Below are 20,870 nucleotides of genomic sequence, written 5' to 3' on the forward strand. Positions count from 1 at the left end.
GGTTGTTGACCAAGGAGTCGAAGATGCAAAACACCACTACAGACGTCCTGATCGTCGGAGCCGGGCCCGTCGGACTGACGGCGGCCATCGTGTTGATCCAGCACGGCCACGACGTGACCGTCGTGGATGCTCAGGCCGAGGGCGCCAACACGTCACGGGCCGCTGTCGTCCATCCCCACACCCTGGAACTGCTGGAGCCCTATGGCGTGGTCGACGAACTCGTCGCCCGGGGTGTACACACCCCGTCATTCACCATCCGGGATCGCGATGATCTCCTCGTCGCGGTGCCGTTCAGCGAGCTGCCGACCGCCTTCCCGTACACACTGATGATCTCGCAGGCCGACACCGAGACCTTCCTGCTCAACCGGCTGGAGGAGCTGGGCGGGAAAGTCCTCCGCCCGGCCACCGTGACGGAGATCCGGCAGGACACGGACCACGCGATCGCCACGTTCGCCGATGGTCAGCAGATCCGGGCCCGTTACCTGGTCGGCGCGGACGGCATGCACAGCACGGTCCGCGATCAGGCCGGTATCGCGTTCAGCGGGGGCACCTACGGCGAATCGTTTGCCCTGGCCGATGTCCGCCTGTCCGGCGGTGTGCCCGCCGACGAAGTCATCCTGTACTTCTCGCCGGCCGGGCTGGTCGTTGTCGCGCCGCTGCCCGACAGCATGTACCGCATCGTCGCCACGGTGGACGAAGCCCCGCAGCATCCTGACATCGCGTTTGTGCAGTCACTGTTGAACGAACGCGGTCCGGTGGCGACGCCAGCCGTGGTCGAAGAGGTGGTCTGGGGTTCCCGGTTCCGCGTGCACCACCGGGTGGCGGACACGTTCCGCGACAACCGCATCCTGCTCGCGGGCGACGCCGCACACGTGCACTCTCCCGCCGGTGGGCAGGGCATGAACCTCGGCATCGAGGATGCCGTCGTCCTGGGCGAGCACCTCTCGCAGGTGCTGGACGCCGGGGCCGACGAGGCGCTTCTCGACGAGTACGCCACCACCCGCCGCCACACCGCACGCGGTGTCGTCTCGATGACCAGCCGGCTCACCGAACTCGCCACCGCGTCCGCTCGCCGCCGCCCGATCCGCAACCGCGTCATGCGGCTGGCCGGCAAGCTGCCCGCCGTCCGCCGGGCGCTGGCCTGGCGGCTGTCCGGCCTGAACCGACGCTGAGCTATCGCCGGACGGCGGCCACCGGTCGTTCGGTCGGCTTGCCTTCACGCTGGGAACGCCGCCTGCCCAGCCGCGCCATCACGCGCGCCATGAGCGGCGCGGCGAACAACATCAGCAGCACCCTCAGCACCTGAGCGGCAATGATGAACGTGACATTCGAGCCGGTTTCCACCGCAGTGGCCAGCACCGCATAGACGCCGCCCGGACTGGTCGCCAGGTAGCCCTCCAGTTGCGTCATCCCGGTGACGTTGGCCAACACCACCCCGAGTCCGGCGGTTGCCGCGCCGAGCACCACGATCAAGGTCAGTGCCAGCGGGAGTATCCGGCCGATCGCCCGTAGCGAGTCGCGGGTGAAGGCGATACCCGCCTGCCAGCCGATCACCATGTAGGCGGCCTGCACCAGCACCATCGGGACAGTCAGCCCGAAGGACACGCCGGTGAGCTGCAATGTCACCGTCAGAGCCAGCGGGCCCAGTAGTCCGGCGCCCGGCAACCTGGCCCATCGCCCGCCGACGCCCCCGACCGCGACGATCACAGCCAGCATTGCCAGGCTGAGATACCAAGGCCCCGAGGCAGATTCGCCCTGAACTGACGCCGGATGTGACCGATCGGCATGGAAGACCAGGGTCACCACGAGCGGAATAGTCGCGGTGACGAGGGCGACCCGCAGGTATTGAACGACGGAGACGACGCGATCGTCGCCGCCGAGTTCACGCGCGATCGCCACCAGCCCCGACGCGCCGCCGGCGACCAGCGCAAGCGACCCGGTCAGCGGGCTGACGTCGCGGTGCAGCCCGAGTAACCCGCCGGCAAGGATGCTGAGCAGCAGCGTGGCCACGGTGATCACCAGCACGATCACCCAGTCCGATCCGAGCGCACTGACGGCATCCTGATGGACCATCGTGCCGATGTAGACACCGAGCACGCCTTGGGCGATCACCCCAGCCGAGCGCGGCATCCGTTCGGGGGCCAGTGAGACCAGCGCCAGCGCGACGCCGACCGCGAGACCGGCGAACAGCGCCGCCGAGGGGACGCCGATGAGAGTGAGCGGAACCGTGACGGCGGCAGTCGCGACGACGAGCAGACCCCACCGCAGCGTCCGAGTCATCCGCGTCTGCCACCTCCCACTGAGATCATAAGGTATCCCTTCGCACTATTCACGTTCTGATGCGTACCAAATGCGCTGACCGCAGCAGATACCAAGGTATAACTTATTCATGGCAGCAACATCGGCGACGGAACTACGGGAGTCGATGATGGCGGTGACCCGCCAGATGCGGCGCCACCGTCCAGATCACGGCCTGACGTTGAGCCAGCTGGAACTGTTGGGCGAGGCCAGCCGCAGCGGGACGACAACCCCGGCCGAGATGGGCGCGCGGCTGCATGTGCGTGCCCAGTCGCTGACCGACAGCATCAACGAACTGCTCCGCCGCGGGCTGATCGCCCGGCGTCCCGACGACCACGACCGGCGCCGTCAGCTCATCGAGATCACCGCACAAGGCACGGCGTTGCTGCAGGCCGACCGGGCCGAACGCGACGCCTGGCTGCACGCCACGATGCGGGAGAACCTCACCGATCTGGAGTTCGATCTGCTGATGCTGGTGGCACCGGTCCTGCGCAAGCTGGCGTACTCCGACGCCGCGGCGGGCACACTTGGGTCATGACCACCATCGCGACCGCCGCCGCCGAATGGATCGCGCATGACCCCGACCCGCAGACCGCGGCCGAATTGTCGGCCTGCAGTCCCGACGAGCTCGACCGCCGGTTCAGCAATCCGCTGGCCTTCGGCACTGCCGGCCTACGCGGACCGTTGCGGGGTGGCCCCGATGCGATGAATCTGGCCGTCGTCGTCCGCACTACCTGGGCGCTGGCCCAGGTCCTCAAGGACAGAGGCCTGGGAGGGTCACACGTGGTGGTGGGCCGAGATGCGCGGCACCGCTCAGACGAGTTCGCCCTGGCGGCCGCCGAAGTCCTTGCCGCCGAGGGCTTCCAGGTCATTCTCATGATGGCCTCGGTCCCGACCCCGATGGTTGCCTATACCGTTCGGCACCTGCCTGCCGTTGCCGGCATCCAGATCACCGCGTCGCACAATCCGCCGACGGACAACGGCTACAAGGTGTTTCTCGACGGTGGCATGCAGATCATCTCCCCCGCCGACCGGGAGATCGAGGCCGCGGTGGACCGGGCGCCGCATGCCGACGAGATCCACAGGGCCGCAGTGGAAACCGGCGGACGCCACCAGGTTTACGGGTACCTGGAGCGGGCCGCCCGGGTCCGCCGCAGCACCGGTTCGGTGCGCGTGGCGCTGACCCCGCTGCACGGGGTCGGCGGCGAATACGCCCTTGATGCCCTGGCCCTGGCCGGATTCGACGACGTGCACGTGGTCGAGGAACAGTTCAACCCTGACCCGGACTTCCCCACGGTCAGCTTCCCCAATCCCGAGGAGCCGGGTGCCGTCGACGCGCTGCTGGCCCTGGCCGACGACGTCGACGCCGAGATCGCGATCGCCTTGGACCCCGATGCCGACCGGTGCGCCGTCGGGGTGCCCGGCCCGGATGGTTGGCGCATGCTCACCGGCGACGAAACCGGCTGGCTGCTGGGTGATTACATCCTGTCTCAGCTCGAACCCGGCCCCGTCAGCGAAGCCGCCCTGGTCGCCAGCACCGTGGTGTCCTCGCGGATGCTGGCCGCCATCGCGGCGGCGCACGGGGCCCAGCACGCTGAAACCCTCACCGGATTCAAGTGGTTGGCCCGCGCCCAGTCCCCCGGCAACACGCTGGTCTACGCCTACGAAGAGGCGATCGGGCACTGTGTCGACCCGGCCTCGGTACGCGACAAGGACGGGATCACCGCCGCGATCCTGGCCGCCGATCTGACAGCTGCGCTGCGCGATCAGGGCCGCACGATGCTCGATGCCCTCGATGCCCTGGCCAAGGTGCATGGCGTTCATGTGACGGGAGCGGTCACCCGCCACGTCGACGACGCCGGCGCCGCCATGACCCGGCTACGCGAGGCCCCACCGACAGAACTGGGCGGTATCACCGTCACCGTCGAGGATCTGCTGGAGCGGCCGGGGCGACAACGCACCGATGCGCTGATCTTCACCGGCGACGAGGCCGGTACCTCCGTCCGGGTGGTGGTGCGCCCGTCAGGAACCGAACCGAAACTCAAGTCCTACACCGAGGTTCGTTGTGCGCCGACCGACGATCTGAATACGGCACGGGCCCACGCCCAGAAGCTGAGCCAGGACCTCGCCGACGCCGCTGCGCGCTGGTAACCGGAAACGTAATGCCGGACTGGACCTACCAACCGCTTCGCCCCATCGCGTCCGCGGTCATCGGGGAACATCGCACCCAGCGCTGGGCGCTGCGGTTTCTGGCCACGCTGGTCGAGGCAGGCGGGTACCGCTGGATCCCACGGGTTTTCGATCACCCACCCATCCCGACTGAGTGGGTGGGCCGCTTCGGCGCGGTGGTCCCGCCGTCGGTGGCTCGCGACGCCGTGCTGGTGTTGCCGGTCCAAGGCGCCAGCATCATCGAGATCGCGCCGGTGAGCGCCGCCGATGTCGAAACCGTTCGCCGGGCCGCCGCCGGTCGGCGCTGCCACGTTGTCGCGCGGGTGGATTCCGCAGAGGTCGCCGACCTGCTCGCCCCTGACGTCGACGAGGTGGTCGTCGGCGGCGCGAGCGAGGATCGCTACCTGACCGACCCGGACGTCGCCGCCGCCGTTGCGGCGCTGCAGAATCCGGACCGCGTCGTGCTGGCCCGGCCGACGGTGCTGCTGGCAACCGGGCCGGGCTGGTTCAACCGCGTGATCGAGGCGGCCTCGCAGACCTCGACGCCGCCGCCCAGCCTGGCCGACGCCGGGCTCAACCCGTTTCGCTGGCCGGGCTGGCTGTGGGGTGTACTGGCCGGACTCGGCTTGATCGTCGCCGGCATCGGTGCCGGAGCCATCACCCTCGGTCCAGTGTTGCTGAGCTATGACCGTTCCGACCTCGGCCTGGGGGTGGACGACCTGCGCCAGATCAACGACAACCTGGTCCATTTCATTCAACATGACCGGATCAGCATGGCGGGCAACATGATCGGCCTCGGCGCGCTCTATGCCGGATTGTCCTGGGGCGGTATCAGGCGCGGACTGGGATGGGCCCGCACCGCCCTGCTGATCTCCGGACTCGTCGCATTTCTCACGCTGTTCTACTTCGTCGGAACAGGTTTCGTCGATCCCCTGCACACGCTCGTGGTCGTGACCCTGTTTCCGATGCTGCTGGCTGCGGTGTGGAACAAGCCCGACCCGCCCCGATGGCGTTCGCTGCCCGACGGTCCGGAGTCGCTGCGCAGGCGCGCGTTGTGGGGCCAGCTGCTGTTCATCGGCCTCGGTGCCGGGCTCGCCGTCGCCGGGGCCACCATCTCGTTCGTGGGGCTGACCGACGTGTTCGTCACCACCGATCTGGGCTACCTGCACACCCACGGCGCGACCTTGCGGGCCGCCGACCCGCAACTGCTCGGTTTCATCGCCCATGACCGGGCTGGTTTCGGCGGGGCACTGATCGGTTCCGGGCTGGCGATCGTGTTGATCGCGCTATGGGGGTTCCGCCGCGGCGAGCGCTGGGTGTGGTGGTCGATGTTGATCGGGTTCGTGACGGGCACGCTGCCGGCGCTGGCCGTGCACTACGCGATCGGGTACACGACCTTCATCCACCTGCTGCCCGTGTATGTGCTCATGCTCGCCACCGCGGCCGCACTGGTGTTGTCCCGGCCGTACCTGACGGCGAGAGCGCCCTAGCGCGGACCGAACTGACGATCTCCGGCGTCACCGAGACCCGGCACGATGTAGGCGATCTCATTGAGGCCCTCGTCGATGGTCGCGGTGATCAACCGGATCTCGGGGGCAACCTTCTCCAGCGCCTCGATCCCCTGCGGCGCGCACACCACACATACCGCGGTGATGTCGTCGGCGTTGCGCTCCTTCAACAGCCTGAGGGTGTAGGCCATCGACCCGCCCGTCGCCAGCATCGGGTCGAGCACGAACACCGACCGCGTGCTCAGATCGTCGGGCAGCGACGCCAGGTAGGGCGTCGGCTGGTGCGTCGTCTCATCGCGCGCCATCCCGACGAACCCGACCTGTGCCTCCGGGATCAGCGCGTGCGCCTGGTCCACCATCCCGAGCCCGGCCCGCAACACCGGCACCAACAGCGGCGGATTGGCCAGCCGCGACCCGGTGGTATCGGTCACCGGGGTGCGCACCGCGATCTGTTCGCAGGGCGCGTCACGGGTCGCCTCGTACACCAGCATCATCGTCAGATCGCGCAGCGCGGCTCGAAACCCTGCATTGTCGGTCCGCTCGTCCCGCAGGGTGGTAAGCCGCGCGGCGGCCAGGGGGTGGTCGACGACGCGCACATCCATGCGCTGACCTTAACGGTCGGCGCCAACTCCGTGCAGGTCAATCCGGTGTCCACGCCACGGACCACGGAGACCACGGATTCTCAAGGGTCCGCTGCGAGGTGTCGCGAATCAGGCTGAAGGGGCGTTCGTTCTTGCCCCCGACTTTGGAGTTCTGATCATGACGACAGCCGTAGCCGCCGACTCCGATGCTGCGCTGGCGACGCGGTTCGTCCGCGAGGCCATGCCGTTCCAGACTGTCCTGCTGCGCGCCGCGCGGCGGCTGACACACAGCCAGGCCGACGCCGAGGACCTGGTGCAGGACACGCTGATGAACGCCTACACCGGTTTCCATCGGTTCGAACCGGGCACCAACCTGCGGGCCTGGCTGTTCCGCATCCTGCACAACCGGTGGATCAGCACACACCGGATGAAGCAGCGCCGTCCCGACACGTTCGCGGTCCCAGAGTTCACCGACAGCGACATGTTCAGCAGCGCAGCCCATTCCAGGACTGCAGAGCGCTCTGCCGAGGACCATGCACTCGACCTGTTCTGCGACGACCGGATCCGCGACGCGTTGCTGACGCTGCCCGAGGGGTTCCGAACGGTGTTGTACTACGCCGACATCGAGGGCTTCACCTATGCCGAAACCGCCGCGCGCATGGGAATCCCCATGGGAACCGTCATGTCACGCATCGCGCGGAGCCGCGAACGCCTGCGGGTCGCGTTGACCGATGTCGCCGATGAACGCTGGATGACGAGTAGTGACAGGGACACGCGTCACGTCGCGTAACGAACAACGAGAGGACACAATGGAATCCGGATCGACAGAACTCAACGGATACCGCGCACTGGTTACCGGAGGCACCGCGGGCATCGGCTTTGCCTGCGCGCGCCTGCTGGCTCAGGCGGGCACGGTGGTGACCATCACCGGCAGAGATGAACAGCGCGGACGTGACGCCGCAGCCACGCTCGGTGGCGATGTCCGGTTCGTCAGCGCCGATCTCGCCGACCTGGACTCCGTGCGATCTCTCGCTCAACAATGCGATCGGCTCGACATCCTGGTCAACAACGCGGCCGCGTTTCCCGGTGCGCTCACCGTCGACCAGGATGTCGCCTCCTTCGAGCAGACTTTCGACACCAATGTGCGGGGCACGTATTTCTTGGTGGCCCAGCTCGTGGGCGGCATGCTCGAACGCGGCCGTGGCAGCATCGTCAACGTCACCTCGATGGTCGCGTCCAAAGGGGTACCCGGCGCGTCGACCTACAGTGCGTCCAAGGCCGCCGTCGAATCGCTGACCCGCACCTGGGCGGCCGAATTCGGTTCTGGCGGAGTGCGAGTCAACAGTGTGGCGCCTGGGCCGACGCGCACCGAAGGCGTCGAGGCCCAATGGGGAGACACCAACGAGGAGCTCGGCCGCGCCCTGCCGCTGGGCCGCACGGCCACCCCTGAGGAGATCGCCCACGCGGTGCTGTTCCTGAGTTCACCGCGGGCGGCGTTCATCACCGGCTCGACGTTGCACGCCGACGGTGGTGGTACGGCCATCTGAACGCCAGATCTGCCTCGGCACGCCGGGGACGCGCCGATTTCTATCGCAGGGCGGTCATCCCGGCGTGCGAGCAGCTCTGGAGTAGATAGCGACGCGCGAGCACGGTCGTCTGTGCGGGAGTCGATTTTGGGGGAACCGATCGGGGACGGGTGACGTCCTAACCACATGACCGCCGACCCCCTGCGCGCCGATATGGCGGCTATCGACGCCCTTGGCGGCGCCTTCGACGCACACGCCGCCGAGCTCAGCGCTGTGGCCGCAACCTTGCGGTCGATGCCGTCGCCTCGAGGCGCCCTCGGTCCAGTCGGCGAGCGGTTCGTGGCCGCCTTCACCGCATCCGTCAGCACCCACATCGATGCGGTGGCGGCGCTGAGTGACCGAGCCAGCGCGGGCGCCGTCAGCGCCGGGGTTACCGCCGCCGGCTACCACACCGCCGGCCAGCAGGCGGCTGCACTGTTGCCGCGGGTGTAGCCGTGCCCGCATCCGCCGCTGCGCTGGCCACGCCGCTCTACGCGATGCGAGACCTGGTGGGCAGTGGCCGGGTGGAACCCGGCTCCGCCGTGACAGTGCTGGACGCGGCACATTCCGCTCTGTCGGATATCGCTGCGGCACTCGGGCGATCGTGGGAGCGCACCGCCGGAGAATGGTCGGGCACGGCCGCAGCGGCAGCCGCCGACTTCGCCGCGGGCACCGCGGCCGAGGCGACCGGCCTGGCCGCGCAGGCGCAGGTACTGAGCGCCGCTGCCCGGCGCGCAGGCTCGGCTGTGGCCGACGCGAGGTCACGTCTGCAGGCGATCATCGACCGTTTCGAGGAACGCGCCGCGACGCTGGCTCCCCACCTTGATGAGCCTGGAGTGGCTCAGGACCTGCAGGCCGAGGCACGACGCGCGATCGCCGAGGCGTCGGCCGTCGTCGACGAACTACGCGCCGAACTGGACCGTCAGGCCGGTGCGGTCACTGCCCCGGTCGCCGGCTCGCCGCCGGCGGCCGGGATGCAAGCGGGCCCGACGGGGTTCCCGACGGGTTCGGGGCTTCCGGTCGGCGCGCCGGCAGGGGCCGGGTTCTCCGGGGCCGGGCTCTCAGGGGCAGGGTTCTCGGGAGGCGCACCGCTGGGCGGCTGGGGTGGCGCCGCAGACCTGCCGACGGCATCGGGTACCGATCGCTCCGAAGCCCCGGTCGGGCTCCGCGACCCGGGCATGTTCGGTGATGGCGTGGCAGTCCGCTTGCCCGACGGCAGCACGGCGGTGGCACCCAATGCCGTGGCTGCCAGCGCCGTGCGGCATGCGCTGACCCAGCTCGGGGTGCCCTACCGATGGGGCGGCACCACGCCAGGCGTCGGGTTGGATTGCAGCGGGCTGACTCAATGGGCCTATCACGAAGCCGGGCTGGATATTCCGCGGCTGGCCCAGGAGCAGGACATCGGCAAGGCGGTCGCGGCGGGAACGTTACGCCCGGGTGATCTGGCGGTGTGGGACGGCCATGTCGCGATGATCGTCGGCGAGAATACGCTGATCGAGGCGGGTGATCCGGTCAAACTGTCACCCATCCGAACGACGAACGCCGGTCAGGGTTTTCAGGGATTCTGGCGGCCGACGGTGTGAGCAGTTGTCACCGCATCGCCTCGGCGAGCGCGATATGTCCCGCAAAGTCCAGCTCGGTGGCCATCACGCGGTAACGATCCCGATAGTCGCAGTAGGCGGCGTCATCACCGCGCGCTCGGGCCAGCAGTGCGCGGAGCCGCAGTAGCAACACTTCTCGGGTGGCCAGTCTGTCGTTGGCCGGCTCGTCCGCCAGCCGATCGATCGCCGCCGCGGCGTCAACCAGGTCACCTTCGCCCGCCCGATCAAGCAGGGCCTCGACCACAACGCCCGTCGTCGGAATGCCCCATGCCAGCAGCTGCCCCGCGTGGACCAACTGGTCGAGGGCCGCGCGCATGGCCATGATCCCCTCGTTGCGATTGCCGCGCCGCACCCATTCCCGCGCCAGGTAGACGTCGGCGAGCGGACGGTCCCCCAGGTTGTGCCGGTGGTTCTTGAGCACGTCACTGACCTTGGCCAAGAGATCCTGCCCGCGCTCGCGCTCCGCTTCTGCCTCGCAGTGCACCAGCGCTACACCTAAGGCGAACCGGGCGAAAGCGACTGCCATGTCGTTCCCGGACCGTTCGGCAATCGCCAACGCATCGTTGATTTCACGCAGCGCCCGATCATCCACAGACAGAACGCCATTCGAAACTCCCGGGAAGTAGCCCCAGGCGACGACTCCCGCGTAGGTCAGGGGGTCGGCGTGGCGGGCCATATCCAGGCCGCGGCGCAGGTCACTTCGCCAGTCGACGCGCCCCAGGTAGTAACCGGCAGTCGCCCGGGATGTCAGGGCAAGCGCCAACGGAGATCCGAAAATGAAGTTGCCTTTGAAGGGATCGCCGCCGGCCAGATCGACGGTTCGCTGTGACCACCGCAGCACGTCGGAATACTCGCCGCCTTCGATCTTGGCGTAAATCGTCGGGAAGGACAGCCCCACCTCCAGGGTGTCATCGGCGATCGACTCGATGAACGCCATCGCTTCCGACGCCAACGACGTCGCCTGCCGAATCCGGCCCTGATAGGCGTGATCCATCACCAGTCCGGCCATGGCGATCGCCAATGACCGCTTGTCCCCGGCGTCGTTGCACAGCTGCCGCAATTCCTCGAAGTGAACACTCGCGCCCTGCGCGCGCACTCGATAGGCGGTGGCGCACAACATCGTACGAGGGGCGATGCGCATTGCAGGATTGTTCGGATCCGCGTGCGGCAATGCGTCGGCGATCACCCGCGCTCGCTCCCAGTTCCACCGCGCCGCGTTGAATTCGCGGCTCGTCGCCCACGCTGCGGCACGCATACGCCACTCGTAGGCAGCCTGCAGATCGCCTGCGGCCTCGGAGTGTTCGGCAATCAGGGCAGCGTTCTCATCGATCGAGTCCGGCTCACCCTGTTCGAGCGCGCTTGCCACCCGCCGGTGCATGTCGGCGCGATCGGATCTGAGCTGCGACTCGTAGGCCACCGCGCGGATGAGCGGATGGTGGAACACGTACTCGGGTTGACTGGTGAGCATCACCGGATCGATCAGATGAGCCGCGACCAGATCGGCGATCGCGGGTTCACCGCCGAGCCCCGTCAACAGATCGATTCCGAATCGTGAGCCGATGACGGCTGCCGCTGCCAGCGTGCGTTTGGCGTTCGGGTCAAGTCGGTCGATCCGCGCGCCGATGACCGCCTGCAACGTCGCGGGCACGGTCACCTCGGTCACCGATGCCACGGACTGATAGGCGCCGACCTCTCCGCGAAGAACCTTTCGCTCGGCCAGCTCCCGGACCATCTCCTCGGCGAAAAATGGTGTGCCCGCCGACCTCTCGACGACCATCTGGCCCGCAGCAGCCACCGAGGGGTCCGAACCGAGCAACTGCGACACCAGGGTGGCCGTCTCGGTATCGCTCAACGGCTCCAGAGCGAGAAGGTGAGCCCCGGGGACCCGCGCAAGGCCTCCGCGGTATTCGGGGCGATAGGTGACGATCACCAAGGAGGGCGTCTGCGCGATCACCGAGAGAAACCCGGCCAACATCGACTCGCTGACTTCGTCGATCCAGTGGATGTCCTCGACGATGAAGAGCGCAGGCCTTTCCCGCGCCATCGAAGCGGCATTCACCAGCGCAATCAGTCGGCGTCGCCGCGCATCCGAGTCGATCTTGGGCAACGGTGTGTCACGATCGGCAATGCCGAGCAGGTCGGCAAGGAGCAGCAGATCCTCGGTGTCCGCACCAGAAACCCGCTCGCGCAATCGATCGCGAGCGGTCTGCGGGTCATGTCCTTCCACGCCGGTAGCAGCACGCAAGAGTCGGGCCACGACATGAAACGGGATCTGGCTGGCGTGGGATTCGCAAAAGGCCGTGAAAACGTCGGCGCCACGGACCGTGGCCATAACCGAAAGTTCGCGCACTAGACGGCTTTTCCCGATTCCAGGAGGCCCCACGAGACCGAGGACCGCACCCTCACCGTCGATGGCACGGTTCAATGCGGCTTCAACCGTACTCATCTCCCGCCGTCGACCGACGAGAGTCGATTCGGTCCTTCTGACGACCCGGTCCGGGCGCATGCCGACCAAGCGGCGCGCCGGCACCGGTTGATCGGCGCCCTTGATCCGAACCAGTTCAGGCTCACCGAGGACCGCATTCTCCTCGACCAGCCGCGCCGTCGAGGAGCTGAGCATCACTCCGCCCGGTGGCGCGACCGATTCCATCCGCTGAGCCATCCCGACCTGCTCGCCGATGGCGGTGTAGCCGAGCGGGCCCGAGCGAACCTCGCCCGCAATCACCTGACCGGAGTTCAGGCCCACCCGAAGCAACAACTCCACACCGTCACGCTTGTGCACGTCGACCGCGAGCCGTCTCGCCTCATCCTGAATTCCCAACGCCGATAGAGACGCGTGAACGGCATGGTGTTCGAGGGCAAGCGGCGCGCCGAACACCGCCATGATCCCGTCGCCGGTGAAGCTGTCCACCGTGCCGCCGTAACGCTGCACAACAGTCGCCGAGCGCGCAACCAACTCGGTCATGATCTCGCGCAGCCGTTCGGCGCCCACCGCGGCGGCAATGTCCATCGAGTGCACCACATCGGCGAACAGCACCGTCACCTGCTTGTACTCCGCTGAGCGCGCAGTGCCGGCGACCGGCGTGCCGCACTGACTACAGAATTTGGCAGTCGCGCCCAGTTGCACGCCGCACGTCCGACAGGCGAGATCAGCGGCAGTCGATGCGCCGCGACCATCTGCGGCTTCAGCCACCTCGATATTGTTTCACCGCTGGTCAGCCGTGTCCTCAGATTTGGCGACGGTCCGCAGTCGCCGATTTGCGCCACGAACGGGAGACAACCTGACTGGCGTCGGAGGCGCCCCATTAGGCTGTGCCGCATGGCTGCTGACATCGTCCCGATTCGGCTCGGGCTGACCAAGGGCGACCTCTACACACTGTGGGCTCCGCGTTGGCGGGATGCCGGCGATGAGTGGGAGGCCTTCCTGGGCGAGGGTGACGCCCTGTTTGCCTTCGAATCGGTCGCTGACCTCGCGGCATTCGTCCGCACCAACACCGACAACGATCTGGCCGACCACCCGGCGTGGGAAAAACTGGCCGCGGCCAACGCCCACAAGCTGCAGCCGGCCGACGACCGTGAATACGACATCGTCGGGTTGCCGGAACTGGTCGCCGACAAGCCGACCGAAGAGTCCGTGGCGACCGTGCACCGCACGCTCGTGGTGGTCTCGTCGATCGGCTCGGTGTGTGAACTGGCGGCCATCAGCAAGTTCTTCAACGGGAACCCGGTGCTCGGCACGGTCGGTGGCGGGGTGGACGGCTTCACCGGCCGCTCCGGGCGCAAGCGTTGGGCCGAGATCGAAGCCGTGATCGCGCGGGGCTGGGACGGCGTGCTCGACGCCATCGACGAAATCGTCACCATTCCCGAAGACATCGACGACGACGCGGTCAAGAAGGCCGAGGCCGAGCTCGAGGAGCCGGCCCCCGAAGAGGACGAGGACGACCTCGCCGCAGACACTGAAGACGACGACGACGAGAGCGACGACGAGGACGACACCGCGGCGGCCGAACCCGCGCGCAGCGCCGCCGACGCCGCTGTCCTGGGCGACGACGAGGACTTCTGGCAGAAGGTCGGTATCGACCCGGTGCGCATCATGACCGGCTCGGGAACCGTCTACACCCTGCGCTGCTACCTCGACGACGATCCGGTCTTCCTCGGCCGCAACGGTCGCATCAGCGTGTTCAGCTCCGAGCGGGCGCTGGCCCGCTACCTGGCCGACGAGCACGATCACGATCTGTCGGACCTGGCCACCTACGACGACATCAGGACCGCCGCCACCGACGGCTCCCTGCGGGTCGAGGTCGCCGAGGAGAACGTCTACGTCCTGTCCGGCATCTCCGACGACATCGCCGACGGACCCGACGCGGTCGACCACGACCAGTTGGAGTTGGCCGTCGAGCTGCTGCGCGACGTCAGCGACTACTCCGAGGACAAGACCGTCGACGAGACGCTCGCGGGTACCAAGGCGCTCGGCAAGTTCGTGACCTATGTGCTCGGCGACGAGGGCGCCCGCAAGCCCGACGCGCCGTATGCCCAGGCCGTCGAGCAGTGGGAAGCGTTGGAGCGTTTCGTGGAGTCACGCCTGCGGGCGGAGTAGCCCGGTCCGATGACTTCTGGCCGCGAAAGCGGTCAGATCACTCATGACCGCATCGACCAGCCTCTCCACCCACACCGTCGAGGTTCCCGGCGCGCGCCTGCACTATGAGGTGCGCGGACAGGGCCCGCTGCTGCTGATCCTGGGCGCGCCGATGGCGGCCGCCGAATTCGCGCCGCTGGCGCACGCGCTGGCCGCTGACCACACCGTGGTGACGGCCGACCCGCGCGGCGTCGCCCGCAGTTCCCTCGACGATCCGACCGAGAACTCTATCCCGGAGCGCCGGGCTGATGACGTCGCCGCGATCCTCGATGATCTGGGCGCCGACTCCGCCGATGTGTTCGGCTCGTCCGGCGGGGCGGTGACGGGCCTGTCGTTGGCGGCCCGCCACCCCGACCGGGTGCGCACCCTCGTCGCGCACGAGCCTCCCCTGCTCGAGCTGCTACCTGACGCCGCAGAGCAACGCGCCGCCACCGAGGACATCATCGCCACCTTCAACAGCGACGGGATGTTCGCGGCCTGGGGCAAGTTCATGGTCAACGCCGGCTTCGATATACCGCCCGGTGCACCGGAGATGCCCGCACCGAGCGATCAGGAACTGCGCGACGCGGCACACTTCTTCAACCACGAACTCCGGGGAACCACCCGCTACCTGCCCGGCGTCGCGGCGCTGAAGAACGGGCAGGTGGTGCTCGGACTCGGCGAGGAGTCCGGGCGCCTGTTGACCAAGCGGACCACGATGGCCCTGGCCGATCTTCTGGGCGTACGCCCGGTGAAGTTCCCTGGTGACCACGGTGGATTCATCGAGGCCCCAGGGGCTTTCGCCGACGCGCTACGAGCCGTGCTGCGCTAGCAGGGGTCGCCGGGAGGGGTGAAGTAGGGCACGCCTTCGACTGTGTAGCAAGGGACTTCGCCCGGTACATACGGGACGTGCGCAGCCGCTATAGCGGCGCCGGTGGCGACATCGCCGGCTATGTTCGTGCAGCCTCCGGCGGCGAAGTGACGTCCGTCGGCTCCGGCGCAGACGTCAGCGCCGGCGGTCGGTACGGCAACAACCGGGAGGAACACCGCCGCCGTTGCCAGCGCTGCGCTGGACAACACGGTGGTGAGGGGTCGGGCCATGGATTCTCCTTGTTGATCGGGGCACGATCTCGTGGTCGGGCCTGCTGGATTGTCGCAGGCGTAAGCGCTGTTGTTACAGCGTTTGAGCTGGGAATTTCACCGGGGCGTATTCGCCCGACGGCGGGCTCAGCCGACCAGGACCGCGTACCGGGGCTTGATCACCTCGTCGATGATGGCGAGCCGTTCATCGAACGGGATGAAGGCCGACTTCATCGCATTGATGGTGAACCGCTCCAGGTCACTCCAGCCGTAGCCGAACGCCTCGACCAGGCGCAGCATCTCCTGGCTCATGGTGGTGTCGCTCATCAGCCGGTTGTCGGTGTTGACGGTCACGCGGAACCGCAGCCGCGCGAGCCGGTCGAACGGATGCTCGGCGATGCTGGGTGCCGCCCCGGTCTGCACGTTGCTGCTCGGGCACATCTCCAGCGGAATTCGCTTGTCCCGCAGGATGGAGGCCAGCCGGCCCAGCTGCTGCGTCCCGTCGTCCAGCTCGGTGATGTCGTCGACGATGCGCACCCCGTGCCCCAGCCGGTCGGCCCCGCAGAACGCGATGGCCTCGTGGATGGACGGCAGACCGAACGCCTCGCCTGCATGAATCGTGAAGCGCGCGTTGTTACCTCGCATGTATTCGAACGCGTCAAGGTGCCGGGTGGGTGGGTACCCGGCCTCGGCCCCGGCGATGTCGAAACCGACAACGCCCTTGTCGCGGAAGCGGATTGCGAGTTCGGCGATCTCCCGCGACCGGGCGGCGTGACGCATCGCGGTGACCAGGCAGCGCACGGTGATGGTGCGCCCCTCGGCCGCGGCCGCCTTCTCCCCGTCGGCGAACCCGGCCAGTACGGCGTCGACCACGTCGTCGAGCGACAGCCCACGATCGATGTGCAGTTCGGGGGCGAACCGGATTTCGGCGTAGACGACGTTGTCGGCGGCCAGATCCTCGACGCACTCGTAGGCGACGCGGTGCAGCGCCTCGGGGGTCTGCATGACCCCGACGGTGTGGGCGAACGGTTCCAGGTAGCGCACCAACGAGCCGCTGTGCGCGGCGGTGCGGAAGAACGTGGCCAGCTCGTCGACCTCGGTGGCCGGCAGGTCGTCATAGCCGAGCTGACCGGCCAGGTCGAGCACGGTGGCCGGCCGCAATCCGCCGTCGAGATGGTCGTGCAGCAGGGCCTTGGGAGCGTGCTGGATCTTGTCCAGACTCAGCGGCGTACTCATGTCCCCATCATGCGCGACGCCGACGGAACTGTGCCGAGGAAACGACACCGTCACTGATGACGATCAGGCCAATACCCACCCACTCGTGGATAACCAGCGGTTGGCGACGCAGCAGCCCACGCAGGTCACCAACGCATCATCGGCATGGGCCGAAGCGGGTGGCGAACCGCCCAGCCGGCCGCGGTACGTATCAGAAAGCCATGGAAACCCGCATAGGGATGCGCTGCGGCGACCTCCGCAACCGCCGCCCGGTCCAGACCACCGGGCAGCACACCCCGCGTCACGTCGATCCGGTCGGCGACTCGAAAACTCTCCACCCAGGCGTCCTGGCACGGACGCAGTTTGTGGTGCAATCCGACCATTTGCCGGACCCGTGCGACGTCGTCGATGTCGTAGTCACCGGCAAGTTCGTCGACGAGTTTCACCGACGGTCCCAGATAGTCCCAACCGGCGCTGAACAGGCCGATGTCGTGCAGCGCCCAGGCCAGCGCGATGTCGTTCGGAACCTGGTCCAGGCCAAGCAGTTTCAACTGATAGTTGAGCCCGCGGTAGACATGATTGCGGTAGTTCGTCGGCACCGAGAAGCGGTGCAGGACCCCGTCGATGAGGTCGTTCTTCATCACCACCGTCATCGTCAGAGCCTGCCACGCCGCCACGCGTTCGTGAGCAAAACCGTTTTCCCACTGCGGTTCTTCATGATCACCGCGCTGGCTGGCGGACCATGAGCTCGATCGGCGGTGCGCCGAGTGGACGGACCTGTTGCAGGGTGACGAAGCCGTGCCGCCGGTAGAGCCGGGCATTGTCCGGGCTCGATGCCTCGAGATAGGCCGGAAGCTCCTCGGCGTCGCAACGTCGCGCCAGGTCGGACAGGAGTGTGCTCCCGACCCCCTGTCCCCGCGCGGTGGTGACGACACCGATGTAGGGCAGGTAGTAGTGCGGAAATCGGGGGTGCGCCCGCTCGATGGCGGTGAGCGCCCCCAACGCGTGGCCGAGGCGACGGCCGAAGATCCGTGCGTAGGCGACCGCATGCCTGGCCTCCACGCTGATCGGGGTGCGCCAGTGGCCAGGCGGCAGGATCAGCGCCGCCCCTTGCGCGCCACCCGGTCCGACCGCGGCGACGCTGCCCGGATGACGCAGCACGACGTCACGCGCGGCGATGGCGAAATAGCGCCGTAGCGCCTCGGCCCGCCGCGCGGCATCGGGCAGCAGCCAGCTGAACACCGGATCGGTGTAGAACGCGTCCGCCAGCACGTCCGCCGCGGTCTGCGAGTCCTCACGACACAGCGCCTCGATGCGACGGTTGACAGGTTGTTGCGTGCTCACGCTGCCTCCTCCAATCCGAGGACACGCCAGAGGCGCCGATAGCCGGGGCCGATCAGCCGATCCGGTCGATGATCAGGGGCCGCTGTGCGGGTGCGGTGTCGCTGACCGTCCAGGCGCCCTCGAGCTCGGCGAGTGCGCCGGGAAGCCGCTCGGCGGTCTCGGTGTGCAGGGTAAACAGTGTCTCCCCGGCGGCGACCGGCTCCCCCGGCCCGCGGTGGATCCGCACGCCCGCACCGAACTGCACCGGCGCCCCCGGCTGGGCGCGGCCGGCACCCAGCCGCCAGGCCGCCAGCGCTACCCCCATCGCGTCGAGGTCACCCATGAAGCCGCCGCGCGGGGCCGTCACGGTCTCGGTGGCCGCCCCGATGGGCAACGGGCGGGTCAGGTCCCCGCCCTGGGCCGCCACCAGCGCACGGAAGCAATCCATCGCGCTGCCGTCGCGCAGCGTCTCAGCGGGGTCGGCGCCGTCGACACCGGCCGCGTCGAGCATCTCGGTGGCCAGCGCCAGGGTCAGGGTGACCACGTCGGACGGTCCGCCGCCGGCCAGCACCTCCAGCGACTCGGCGACCTCCACGGAATTGCCGACGGTCCGCCCCAACGGGCAGTTCATATCGGTGAGCAGGGCCCGGGTCGGGACCCCGTTGGCATTACCCAGGCCGACCATGGTGGCCGCCAGTTCGCGGGACTCGGCCTCGGTCTTGAGGAATGCCCCTCGCCCCACCTTCACGTCGAGCACCAGCGATCGGGCACCCTCCGCCAGCTTCTTGCTCATCACGGAACTGGCAATCAGCGGCAGCGACTCGGTGGTGGCGGTGACATCGCGCAGCGCGTAGATCTTGCGGTCGGCCGGCGCCAGCTCTCCGGCCGCGAACACCGCCGCCCCGATATCCCGAAGTTGTTGCCGAATACGGTCTTTCGACAGCTCCGCAGTGAATCCCGGAATCGCCTCGAGCTTGTCGAGCGTGCCGCCGGTGTGCCCGAGTCCGCGCCCGGCCGCCTGCGGAACGCTGGCACCACAGGCCATCACGACCGGCAGTAGTGGAATGGTGATCTTGTCCCCCACGCCGCCGGTGGAGTGCTTGTCCACCAACGCCAGTGGCCGCCCGGCACGACGAAGGTCAGTGAAATCGAACCGCTCCCCGGAGTCGACTATCGCCGCCGTCCAACGGGCGATCTCGGCGGGCGCCATGCCTTTCAGAAAGATCGCCATCAGCAGGGCCGACATCTGTTCGTCGGCGACCCGCCCGTGGGTGTAGCCCTCGACGACCCAGTCGATGGCGGCGTCGGACAGCACACCGCCGTCACGTTTGGTCCGGATGATCGACGGCGCGTCGAGATGCGGCATGCCCGTCAACCTACTCGCCAGTAACCCGGAGTTGTTGGACCACTTGGCCTTACCTGCGCTCCAGATCCTCGGGACCGAAGGCGTCGGGCAGTAGCTCTCGCAGCGGCCGCGGGCCGCGCCGATGGTCGATGAGCAACTCGGGACCACCGTGCTCGAGCAGCACCTGCCTACAACGTCCGCAGGGCATCAACACGTCCCCGTCCGGGCCCACACACGACAGTGCGATGAGCCTTCCGCCGCCCCCGGAATGCAGGGCGCAGGCCACAGCGCACTCGGCACAGAGACCTAGGCCATATGAGACATTCTCCACATTGCATCCGGTGACGACCCGGCCGTCGTCGACAAGCGCGGCAGCCCCCACCGGGAACCCCGAATATGGCGCATAGGCGTGGGACGAAGCCTCGATTGCCTTGTCACGCAACAGATCCCAGTCGACATCGACCGTCACGAGACAACCCCCGACTCAGGTTCTGAATGCATTCCGAAACCCCAATTCACGGACCGCGCAGTAAGATAGGTAAGCCTAACTTTTGCGCGATTTTCAGGTCGAACGGCTCAACCGTAATTCCTTCGCCACTACAAATGGGTTTAGAGTCGCCCCGAGGTTTGGGGCTAATTCACTTCGCAGTCCCGAACGTCCACCGAAGACGTTGGAGGGCGAGATGAGTACTCAGACGGAGGTGCCGGCTCCGCAACCCAGGAAAACGCGTCGGCGCACCCTGTACAAGGGTGATCCGGGAATGTGGTCCTGGGTATTGCACCGTATTACCGGTGCCACGATTTTCTTCTTCCTGTTCGTACATGTCCTTGATACCGCGTTGGTCCGGGTGAGCCCGCAGGCCTACAACGAGGTCATCGAGACGTACAAGACGCCCATTGTCGGATTGATGGAGATGGGCCTGGTCGCCGCGGTGCTCTTCCACGCACTGAACGGCATCCGCGTCATCCTCATCGACTTCTGGCAGCAGGGTCCCCGCTACCAGCGGCAGATGCTCGCGGTCGCCGTCGGCGTCTTTGCCGTGGTCCTCATCGCAGCACTAGGAGTTCTCGGTATGCACATGGCGGAGCGGTTCCTGTGAGCGCGCCAGGAGCGGGCGAGTCGCGGTTGGGTCGTCCGGCACCGGTGATGGAACGCGAGCACGACCGGCCGGCCGCGCTGGATCACCCGCGCGCGCCCCGTCGCCCCCGCGGCATTCCTTACTTCGAGAAGTACGCCTGGCTGTTCATGCGGTTCTCCGGTCTGGCGCTGGTATTCCTCGCGCTCGGCCACCTCTTCATCATGCTGATGTGGCAGGACGGCGTGTACCGCATCGACTTCAACTACGTCGCGCAGCGCTGGGCCTCCCCGTTCTGGCAGATCTGGGATATGGCCCTGCTGTGGCTCGCGATGATCCACGGGGCCAACGGCCTGCGCACCATCATCGGCGACTATGCCCGTAAGAACGTCACGAAGTTCTACCTGAATTCGCTGCTGCTGCTGGCGACAGGGTTCACGTTGGTTCTGGGCACCTACGTCCTGGTCACCTTCGACCCGAATATTGGGGGCTAA

General features: G+C 67.6%; 21 protein-coding genes. 12 read left to right on the forward strand and 9 right to left on the reverse strand.

From position 1 onward, the window contains the following. Positions 1-23: 23 nt before the first annotated feature. Positions 24-1,172 (forward strand): NAD(P)/FAD-dependent oxidoreductase, encoded by a 1,149-nt coding sequence (locus AB0I14_RS11005; protein WP_358020195.1) that lies wholly within the window; start codon positions 24-26, stop codon positions 1,170-1,172. Between the two features lies 1 nt (position 1,173). Here the strand turns inward: AB0I14_RS11005 and AB0I14_RS11010 are convergent, their stop codons facing one another. Next, positions 1,174-2,280: an AbrB family transcriptional regulator gene (locus AB0I14_RS11010; RefSeq protein ID WP_358020198.1), complete on the reverse strand. Its 1,107-nt coding sequence runs from the start codon at positions 2,278-2,280 to the stop codon at positions 1,174-1,176. Between the two features lie 109 nt (positions 2,281-2,389). Between AB0I14_RS11010 and AB0I14_RS11015 the strand changes: the two genes are divergently transcribed. The 3 genes from AB0I14_RS11015 to AB0I14_RS11025 are packed head-to-tail and all read left to right on the forward strand — an operon-like array spanning position 2,390 to position 5,957. Then, the gene (locus AB0I14_RS11015; RefSeq protein ID WP_358020201.1) at positions 2,390-2,836 is read left to right on the forward strand and encodes a MarR family transcriptional regulator; all 447 of its coding nucleotides are present in this window, start codon (positions 2,390-2,392) and stop codon (positions 2,834-2,836) included. Then, entirely contained in the window at positions 2,833-4,449 is a 1,617-nt protein-coding gene (locus tag AB0I14_RS11020) for a phospho-sugar mutase (protein ID WP_358020204.1), read from the forward strand. Before AB0I14_RS11015 ends, AB0I14_RS11020 begins: the two co-directional genes overlap by 4 nt. An 11-nt stretch (positions 4,450-4,460) precedes the next feature. Next, positions 4,461-5,957 (forward strand): hypothetical protein, encoded by a 1,497-nt coding sequence (locus tag AB0I14_RS11025; protein ID WP_358020207.1) that lies wholly within the window; start codon positions 4,461-4,463, stop codon positions 5,955-5,957. Here the strand turns inward: AB0I14_RS11025 and upp are convergent. Next, the gene (upp, locus tag AB0I14_RS11030; RefSeq protein ID WP_358020210.1) at positions 5,954-6,577 is read right to left on the reverse strand and encodes a uracil phosphoribosyltransferase; all 624 of its coding nucleotides are present in this window, start codon (positions 6,575-6,577) and stop codon (positions 5,954-5,956) included. The two genes, AB0I14_RS11025 and upp, sit on opposite strands and share 4 nt — an antisense overlap. 157 nt (positions 6,578-6,734) lie before the next feature. Here upp and AB0I14_RS11035 point away from each other — a divergent pair, with 157 nt between their 5' ends. From AB0I14_RS11035 to AB0I14_RS11050, 4 genes are all read left to right on the forward strand, one after another. After that, a complete protein-coding gene (locus AB0I14_RS11035; RefSeq protein WP_358020213.1) occupies positions 6,735-7,346 on the forward strand; it encodes a sigma-70 family RNA polymerase sigma factor in 612 nt (203 codons plus the stop codon). Between the two features lie 19 nt (positions 7,347-7,365). Beyond that, a complete protein-coding gene (locus AB0I14_RS11040; protein ID WP_358020216.1) occupies positions 7,366-8,103 on the forward strand; it encodes an SDR family oxidoreductase in 738 nt (245 codons plus the stop codon). A gap of 165 nt (positions 8,104-8,268) precedes the next feature. Further along, positions 8,269-8,574, forward strand: a complete 306-nt coding sequence (locus tag AB0I14_RS11045; RefSeq protein ID WP_358020219.1) for a hypothetical protein — start codon at positions 8,269-8,271, stop codon at positions 8,572-8,574. 2 nt (positions 8,575-8,576) lie between these two features. Beyond that, complete coding sequence (locus tag AB0I14_RS11050) at positions 8,577-9,704, forward strand: C40 family peptidase (RefSeq protein WP_358020222.1); 1,128 nt, start codon at positions 8,577-8,579, stop codon at positions 9,702-9,704. Positions 9,705-9,711: 7 nt separating this feature from the next. On the opposite strand, the gene AB0I14_RS11055 is transcribed toward AB0I14_RS11050, so the two are convergent. After that, positions 9,712-12,915, reverse strand: a complete 3,204-nt coding sequence (locus tag AB0I14_RS11055; RefSeq protein WP_358020225.1) for an adenylate/guanylate cyclase domain-containing protein — start codon at positions 12,913-12,915, stop codon at positions 9,712-9,714. Between the two features lie 126 nt (positions 12,916-13,041). Between AB0I14_RS11055 and AB0I14_RS11060 the strand changes: the two genes are divergently transcribed. Continuing rightward, complete coding sequence (locus tag AB0I14_RS11060) at positions 13,042-14,319, forward strand: primosomal protein (protein WP_358020228.1); 1,278 nt, start codon at positions 13,042-13,044, stop codon at positions 14,317-14,319. Between the two features lie 43 nt (positions 14,320-14,362). Next, positions 14,363-15,169: an alpha/beta hydrolase gene (locus AB0I14_RS11065; RefSeq protein ID WP_358020231.1), complete on the forward strand. Its 807-nt coding sequence runs from the start codon at positions 14,363-14,365 to the stop codon at positions 15,167-15,169. Here the strand turns inward: AB0I14_RS11065 and AB0I14_RS11070 are convergent. The 6 genes from AB0I14_RS11070 to AB0I14_RS11095 all read right to left on the reverse strand — a co-directional run bounded on the left by AB0I14_RS11070 (position 15,166) and on the right by AB0I14_RS11095 (position 19,769). After that, positions 15,166-15,438, reverse strand: a complete 273-nt coding sequence (locus AB0I14_RS11070) for a hypothetical protein (protein WP_358020234.1) — start codon at positions 15,436-15,438, stop codon at positions 15,166-15,168. The two genes, AB0I14_RS11065 and AB0I14_RS11070, sit on opposite strands and share 4 nt — an antisense overlap. A 126-nt stretch (positions 15,439-15,564) precedes the next feature. Beyond that, positions 15,565-16,653: an adenosine deaminase gene (locus AB0I14_RS11075; RefSeq protein ID WP_358020237.1), complete on the reverse strand. Its 1,089-nt coding sequence runs from the start codon at positions 16,651-16,653 to the stop codon at positions 15,565-15,567. A gap of 125 nt (positions 16,654-16,778) precedes the next feature. Further along, entirely contained in the window at positions 16,779-17,285 is a 507-nt protein-coding gene (locus AB0I14_RS11080) for a hypothetical protein (RefSeq protein WP_358020240.1), read from the reverse strand. A 67-nt stretch (positions 17,286-17,352) separates the two neighbouring features. Further along, positions 17,353-17,976, reverse strand: coding sequence for a GNAT family N-acetyltransferase (locus tag AB0I14_RS11085; RefSeq protein WP_358020243.1), 624 nt, complete (start codon positions 17,974-17,976; stop codon positions 17,353-17,355). Positions 17,977-18,028: 52 nt separating this feature from the next. Further along, a complete protein-coding gene (locus AB0I14_RS11090) occupies positions 18,029-19,321 on the reverse strand; it encodes a thymidine phosphorylase (RefSeq protein ID WP_358020246.1) in 1,293 nt (430 codons plus the stop codon). A gap of 49 nt (positions 19,322-19,370) precedes the next feature. After that, complete coding sequence (locus AB0I14_RS11095) at positions 19,371-19,769, reverse strand: cytidine deaminase (RefSeq protein ID WP_358020249.1); 399 nt, start codon at positions 19,767-19,769, stop codon at positions 19,371-19,373. Between the two features lie 214 nt (positions 19,770-19,983). Here AB0I14_RS11095 and sdhC point away from each other — a divergent pair, with 214 nt between their 5' ends. Beyond that, a complete protein-coding gene (gene sdhC / locus AB0I14_RS11100) occupies positions 19,984-20,400 on the forward strand; it encodes a succinate dehydrogenase, cytochrome b556 subunit (RefSeq protein ID WP_082448777.1) in 417 nt (138 codons plus the stop codon). After that, positions 20,397-20,870 (forward strand): succinate dehydrogenase hydrophobic membrane anchor subunit, encoded by a 474-nt coding sequence (locus AB0I14_RS11105; RefSeq protein WP_036388842.1) that lies wholly within the window; start codon positions 20,397-20,399, stop codon positions 20,868-20,870. Before sdhC ends, AB0I14_RS11105 begins: the two co-directional genes overlap by 4 nt.

The organism is Mycobacterium sp. NPDC050441, from assembly GCF_040655355.1.
Classification (GTDB): Bacteria; Actinomycetota; Actinomycetes; order Mycobacteriales; family Mycobacteriaceae; genus Mycobacterium.

Coding starts and splice junctions, on each gene's coding strand:
- AB0I14_RS11005 (WP_358020195.1), top strand. CDS start 24: ATGCAAAACACCACTACAGACGTCCTGATCGTCGGAGCCGGGCCCGTC.
- AB0I14_RS11010 (WP_358020198.1), bottom strand. CDS start 2,280: ATGACTCGGACGCTGCGGTGGGGTCTGCTCGTCGTCGCGACTGCCGCC.
- AB0I14_RS11015 (WP_358020201.1), top strand. CDS start 2,390: ATGGCAGCAACATCGGCGACGGAACTACGGGAGTCGATGATGGCGGTG.
- AB0I14_RS11020 (WP_358020204.1), top strand. CDS start 2,833: ATGACCACCATCGCGACCGCCGCCGCCGAATGGATCGCGCATGACCCC.
- AB0I14_RS11025 (WP_358020207.1), top strand. CDS start 4,461: ATGCCGGACTGGACCTACCAACCGCTTCGCCCCATCGCGTCCGCGGTC.
- upp (WP_358020210.1), bottom strand. CDS start 6,577: ATGGATGTGCGCGTCGTCGACCACCCCCTGGCCGCCGCGCGGCTTACC.
- AB0I14_RS11035 (WP_358020213.1), top strand. CDS start 6,735: ATGACGACAGCCGTAGCCGCCGACTCCGATGCTGCGCTGGCGACGCGG.
- AB0I14_RS11040 (WP_358020216.1), top strand. CDS start 7,366: ATGGAATCCGGATCGACAGAACTCAACGGATACCGCGCACTGGTTACC.
- AB0I14_RS11045 (WP_358020219.1), top strand. CDS start 8,269: ATGACCGCCGACCCCCTGCGCGCCGATATGGCGGCTATCGACGCCCTT.
- AB0I14_RS11060 (WP_358020228.1), top strand. CDS start 13,042: ATGGCTGCTGACATCGTCCCGATTCGGCTCGGGCTGACCAAGGGCGAC.
- AB0I14_RS11065 (WP_358020231.1), top strand. CDS start 14,363: ATGACCGCATCGACCAGCCTCTCCACCCACACCGTCGAGGTTCCCGGC.
- AB0I14_RS11070 (WP_358020234.1), bottom strand. CDS start 15,438: ATGGCCCGACCCCTCACCACCGTGTTGTCCAGCGCAGCGCTGGCAACG.
- AB0I14_RS11075 (WP_358020237.1), bottom strand. CDS start 16,653: ATGAGTACGCCGCTGAGTCTGGACAAGATCCAGCACGCTCCCAAGGCC.
- AB0I14_RS11080 (WP_358020240.1), bottom strand. CDS start 17,285: ATGACGGTGGTGATGAAGAACGACCTCATCGACGGGGTCCTGCACCGC.
- AB0I14_RS11090 (WP_358020246.1), bottom strand. CDS start 19,321: ATGCCGCATCTCGACGCGCCGTCGATCATCCGGACCAAACGTGACGGC.
- sdhC (WP_082448777.1), top strand. CDS start 19,984: ATGAGTACTCAGACGGAGGTGCCGGCTCCGCAACCCAGGAAAACGCGT.